The 5,555-nt window shown below is 61.4% G+C and carries 7 protein-coding genes; all 7 read right to left on the reverse strand.

Annotated features, from left to right (window positions below):
• Positions 1-33: 33 nt before the first annotated feature.
• A complete protein-coding gene (locus ACOZKU_RS20200) occupies positions 34-339 on the reverse strand; it encodes a hypothetical protein (RefSeq protein ID WP_421580370.1) in 306 nt (101 codons plus the stop codon).
• A gap of 17 nt (positions 340-356) precedes the next feature.
• On the reverse strand, positions 357-1,100 hold the full coding sequence (locus tag ACOZKU_RS20205; RefSeq protein ID WP_421580371.1) for an amino acid ABC transporter ATP-binding protein: 744 nt from the start codon (positions 1,098-1,100) through the stop codon (positions 357-359).
• On the reverse strand, positions 1,097-2,071 hold the full coding sequence (locus tag ACOZKU_RS20210) for an amino acid ABC transporter permease (RefSeq protein WP_421580372.1): 975 nt from the start codon (positions 2,069-2,071) through the stop codon (positions 1,097-1,099). Before ACOZKU_RS20210 ends, ACOZKU_RS20205 begins: the two co-directional genes overlap by 4 nt.
• Before the next feature lie 61 nt (positions 2,072-2,132).
• Positions 2,133-2,966, reverse strand: coding sequence for a transporter substrate-binding domain-containing protein (locus tag ACOZKU_RS20215; protein ID WP_421580373.1), 834 nt, complete (start codon positions 2,964-2,966; stop codon positions 2,133-2,135).
• 145 nt (positions 2,967-3,111) lie between these two features.
• Entirely contained in the window at positions 3,112-3,501 is a 390-nt protein-coding gene (locus ACOZKU_RS20220) for a carboxymuconolactone decarboxylase family protein (protein ID WP_421580374.1), read from the reverse strand.
• A complete protein-coding gene (locus tag ACOZKU_RS20225) occupies positions 3,494-4,303 on the reverse strand; it encodes an alpha/beta fold hydrolase (RefSeq protein WP_421580375.1) in 810 nt (269 codons plus the stop codon). Before ACOZKU_RS20225 ends, ACOZKU_RS20220 begins: the two co-directional genes overlap by 8 nt.
• Before the next feature lies 1 nt (position 4,304).
• Positions 4,305-5,381 carry an LLM class flavin-dependent oxidoreductase gene (locus ACOZKU_RS20230; RefSeq protein ID WP_421580376.1) on the reverse strand — a complete coding sequence of 359 codons (1,077 nt, stop codon included), beginning with the start codon at positions 5,379-5,381 and terminating at the stop codon, positions 4,305-4,307.
• Between the last annotated feature and the right edge of the window lie 174 nt (positions 5,382-5,555).

Raw genomic sequence — 5,555 nt, forward strand, 5'->3', positions numbered from 1 at the left:
CCCTGGGCCAGTCATCAACCGTTTCGCTGGGCACTATCGCGGCAAGGTTTTGGCGAGCAGCCGGACGCCGTCCGGAATGTTCCGCGCCGGCATCGAGGCGTAACCGAAGACGAAGCCGGCGCGGCGCTCCGTCGCCAGCGAGAACAGCCGCGAGATCGGATAGATGCCGATACCCGCTTCCCGCGCCGTGGCCGCGAGGCTTTCCTCGTCCTGGGCCGCGAAATCGTTGAACCAGACAACCACATGCAGGCCGGCGGAGGTTCCGACGATCTCGACCCGTGCGCCGAAATATTCGACCATGGCGTCAAGGAAGGCGGGGGGAACCCGGCTCGTAGACAACTTTACCGCCGCGTGTGTCAGTGCTTAAGAATTTGGCTGAGGAACAGCTTGGTCCGCTCGTGCTGCGGATTGGTGAAGAAGGCGTCAGGCTTGCCTTCCTCGACGATTTGGCCCGAATTCATGAAGATCACCCGGTCGGCGACGGCGCGGGCGAAGCCCATTTCGTGGGTCACGCAGACCATCGTCATGCCGTCCTTGGCAAGGCCGGTCATCGTCTCCAGCACTTCGGAGACCATTTCCGGGTCGAGCGCCGAGGTCGGTTCGTCGAAAAGCATCACGGCCGGCTGCATGCAGAGCGAGCGGGCAATGGCGACGCGCTGCTGCTGACCGCCCGAAAGCTGGATCGGGTATTTGTTGGCCTGTTCGGGAATACGCACGCGCTCGAGGAATTTCAGCGCAGTCTTCCTGGCTTCCGCCTCCGGCACACCCTTGATCCACATCGGCCCGACCATGCAGTTCATCAGCACCGTCATATGCGGAAAGAGATTGAAATGCTGGAACACCATGCCGACATTCTTACGCACTTCGCCAACGTTGCGCATCTTGTTGTGCAGCGTGATGCCGTTGACCGAAATTTCGCCTTCCTGATGCGCTTCCAGGCGGTTGAAACAGCGGATCAGTGTTGACTTTCCGGAGCCCGAGGGGCCGCAGACGACGATACGCTCGCCCTTACTGACCGTCAGGTTGATATCCTTCAGCACCTGGAAAGCGCCGTACCACTTGGAAACGTTCTTCGCTTCGATGATCTTGTCGCCGTTCATCGGACTTTGCTCCTGGCGTAGTGGCGCTCGATGCGGGATTGGACGAGCTCCAGGCAGATCGACAAGATCCAGTAGAGCATGGCGGCCGAGATCAGCATTTCCATATGCTGGAAGGTCTTCTGTCCCAGAGTGCGGGCCAGGAACATCAGCTCCCAGACACCGATGACCGAGACCAGCGAGCTGTCCTTCAGCATGGAGATGAACTGGTTGCCGGTTGGCGGGATGATGACCGGCAGCGCCTGCGGCAGAATGATCTTGCGCATGGTGATGCCGAAGCCGAAGCCGATCGAGCGTGAGGCCTCCCACTGGCCTCGATCGATGCTTTGGATGCCCGAACGGAAAATCTCCGTCATGTAGGCGCCGTAGCAGAGCGAAAGGGCGAGGATACCGGCTGGCACTGCGTCGATCACGAAGCCGAATTGCGGCAGGCCGAGATAGATCAGATAGACCTGCATGAGGAGCGGCAGGCCGCGGAAGAACGAGGTGTAGAAGCTGGCGATCGCATAGGCAAAGCCATTGGTCGAGAGCTTGGCGACGGCGCCGAGAATGGCAATCGCCGAGGCGATGACGATCGAAACAGCGGACACATAGATCGTCGTTACCAGGCCTTGGGTGATCATGAAGGGCAGTTTTTCGACGATGAACGGCAGGCTTAGATGAAACGTCGCGAAGAAGGCGAGGAACAGAAGCAGCAGCTCCAGCCAGACGACGGCGATCTGCACCCTGAGGGGCGCAAAGCCGATCAGCACGACATTAAGCACGAAGATGACAGCGATGACGAAGGCGATCGCGAAACGTCCGTAAAGGCCGCTGGCGGAGGGGTCGCCGATCACGGGGCGCATCAATTCGCCCATCGCCGTGCCGGTCATGTTGAACATCAGGAAGAAAGCCAGCACCACCGCAAACATTGTCGCGATGAACCACGGCTTATGGACGAGCACTTCGGACTCGACGGTATCGGGATAAAGCATCTCTTGTCCCTTGCGGCAAATCGACGGTCCGATTGCCCGGACCGTCCGCTTCCGGCGGTGGTTACTTTACGACCGTGTAATCGACGCCATACCACTTCACGGAGAGCTTGCTCAGTGTGCCGTCCGCCTGCATGCCCTTCACGGCTTCGGCGATCTTGTCGTTGAATTCCTTGTCGCCATGCTCGATGGCAACCGCGAGCGGCTCGTAGAAGACGGGCTCGCCGACCTGTTTGATCGGGTAACCGGCCTTCACCGCGTCGAGAATGCTCGGCAGCGAGGAGACGACCGCATCGAGACGGGTGCCATCACCGAGACGCAGATCGTCGAAGGCGGTGGTCGAGTTGGCGTAGGACTTAACGTCCTTCGGCTTGAACTCGTATTTGAAAGGAGGCGCGCCGGCCGCATCGAGCGTCAGGTCGCCCTTCGCATAGGCTTCGAAAGTCGAAGTTGCCGTGGTGCCGACCACCTTGCCGTCGAGATCGGAAAGCTTGGCCGCCTTGCTGTCCTTGTGGACGGCAACGGCTGCCGGGGTATAGTAGTAGACGGCCGGAAAATCGAAGATTTTAGCGCGCTCCTTGGTCGGCGTCATCGAGCCGACATGCATGTCCCAGCGGCCGGCCCAGTTGCCGGCGGTGATGATGTCCCAGCCCGGGGTGACGAACTCGACCTTCACGCCGAGGCGCTTGCCGATATCCTTGGCGACATCGATGTCGAAACCGTCGAGTTCGTTCTTTTCGTTCATGAAAGATTGCGGCGCCCAGTTGGCGTCGGTCGCAACCTTCAGATCCTTGGCCGCCATGACGCGGTCGAGGACGGCACCGGCATTGGCCGGGAGGGCGGCGAAGGCCACGGCAAGCGACACTGCCGCTGCGGAAATCTTGCTCAGTCTGTTCATGCGATGGTTCCCTTTATTGTCATTCTTGGTTTTTGACCCGGGCTCATTCCCGTAGCGTCCTGCAATCTTGATATCGAAAAGAGCTCTTCGTCTTCCGGCGATCAGAAGCAGCGGCAGGCCGGTCGCTTCCTTGAATCGATGGAAGTCAGAGTTCTCCTTTCTCCCGCATCTCATCGCGGATGGAGCGAGCGACCCTGAAGGCTTCGACGCCGGCGGGAATGCCGCAATAGACGGCGATCTGGACGAGAGCTGCGCGCAATTCGTCCTCGGTCAGACCGTTACGGATCGCGCCGCGAACGTGGACGCCGAATTCGTGCATGCGGTTCAGCGCCGCCAGCATGCCGAGGTTCAGGAGGCTGCGCTGCTTGAGATCCAGGCCGCCATCCGTCCAGACCGCGCCCCAGCAATATTCGTTGAGCACATCCTGAAACGGTGCTGAGAAGCTGTCGGCGCCGTTGATGGCGCGGTCGACATAGTCGTCCCCCAGCACCTTGCGCCGAACGGCTTCGCCGCTTTTCGTGAGCGCTTCATCCATGGTTCGCCTCCTTGGTGGTCAGGAAACCGCGCATCAGATCGGCTACCGTCTGCGGCGCCTCGATCAGGATGGAGTGGCGCAGGCGCGGCAGGATCGATAGCACCGAGCCCGGAATGCGCTCGTGCATGTAGCGCGCCATGCGCGGATTGGACCCGGCATCGTCCTCGCCGGTCGCAATCAGCGTCGGGCAGCGAATCTGGTCGAGGAAGCCGCCGAAGTCGGTCTCGGCGAGCACGCGGTAAGCAGCCGCATAGCATTCCGGATCGTTCTCGGCATCGCGCTCGCGAAGGCTTGCGATGACCTCCGGGTTCGCGGCCTGGAACTCTTCCGTCAGCCAGCGTGACAGCGAGGCGTTGTGATGGTCGGCAGGGGTGCCAGCACGCAACGCCGCAAGCCGCTCCAGAACCCGCATTCGCTCTTGCGGTGTCCGGCCGGCCACTGTGGACAGAAGCACCAGCTTGCGCAACCGGTCCAGGTGGGTCAGCGCCAGGCGCTGGGCGATCAGCCCGCCGAGCGAGAAGCCGGCGAGATTGAAGGTCGAGAAGCCTGCCTTGTCGGCGAGCGCCAGCGCCTCGTTGACGAAATCGTCGATCTCGTAGCGGCCCTTCACCCGGCTCGATTGGCCGTGGCCGCGCAGGTCGAAGGTCAGGATCGTGAAGCTGTCCTTCAGGCGCTCGACGACGCCTGACCATGCCTCGAGATAGGAGCCGACGCCGTGAATGCAGACCAGTGGCTCGCCGCTGCCGTCGAGCCGGTAGTTGAGCGTCACGTCTCCGACGGTATGGCGCTGTACCTCCGCCATTTCAGCCTGCCGCCGCCTTGCGTTGCTTATCCTTTTCGCGCGCGGCGAAGACGGGCATGATTTCCTTGACGAAAAGCTCGATCGTCCGCTTCTGCAATTCGAAGGGCAGGTTGAAGGTGAGGCCGAGGCAGTACTGATCGACACCGGCTGCTTCATAGACCAGCAGCTTCTCGATCGCCTCGTCGGGCGTGCCGAACATCAGGTTCTTGCGGATATTGTCCGGATTGTAGTTGTCCTTGCCCTTGACCGCCTCGTAGGGCACCGCTTCCGGGAAGCCTTCGCGGACGGTGCCGATATTCTGCATCAGGTTTTCGAAGGCGCGACCGTAGTCCATGCTGTGCTTGACCGCCAGTTCCCAGCCATCCGCCTTGTCGTAGACGCAGGTGCGGCGCTGCATCATGAAGCGCGGGCGTGGGACCTCGGGATGATCCGCAACCGCCTTGTTGAACTTATCGGCCAGAACCTGGATCTCGGCTGCCGGTTGCGACAGCGGCGTGGAAAGAATGCTGGCGCCACTGGCGATCGCCCAGTCGAACGAACCGGGATCACGGGCTGCCACCCAGATCGGCGGATGCGGCTGCTGCAGCGGTTTCGGCACCGACGTCGCGACCGGGAATTTCCAATAATGCCCGTCATGGGCATAATCGCCGGCCCACAGCTTCTTCACCGCCGGGACGATCTCCTTCATGTAGGCGACGCCTTCCTGCTGTGGCATGCCGCCGGCCATCCGGTCGAACTCGTACTGATAGGAGCCTCGGGCGATGCCGAACTCCAGGCGGCCGTTCGTCAAATGATCGCAGAGCGCGGATTCGCCGGCGAGGCGGATCGGGGTCCAATAGGGCGCGACCAGCGTCGAGGTACCCAGGCGGATCTGCTCGGTATGCTGCGCCAGCCAGACCAGCGTCTGGAACGGATTGGGAGAGATCGTGCACTCGATGGTGTGATGCTCGGCGGTCCACAGCGCCTCGAAGCCGCCCTCGTCGGCCATGCGCGCCAGTTCCAAAAGGTTGTTCTTCACCCTCGACATCGAAACGTTGGGCGAGAAGCGCTCCATGGTCAGCGATACTGCGAATTTCATCTGCTTGCCTCCCTTGCGGGTTCAGTTTTGTGCGTGCCGTCACTTCAGACGAATGACGAAGGGGTCCTGCATGGCGCCGGAATAATCGATGATGACGTTCTTCAGCCGCGAGAACTCATGCATCACCTCGAAGCCGCCACGCCGCCCGTAGCCGCTCTCCTTGAAGCCGCCATT

It is taken from the genome of Shinella sp. M31, from assembly GCF_049199205.1.
In the GTDB taxonomy this organism is placed as follows: Bacteria; Pseudomonadota; Alphaproteobacteria; order Rhizobiales; family Rhizobiaceae; genus Shinella.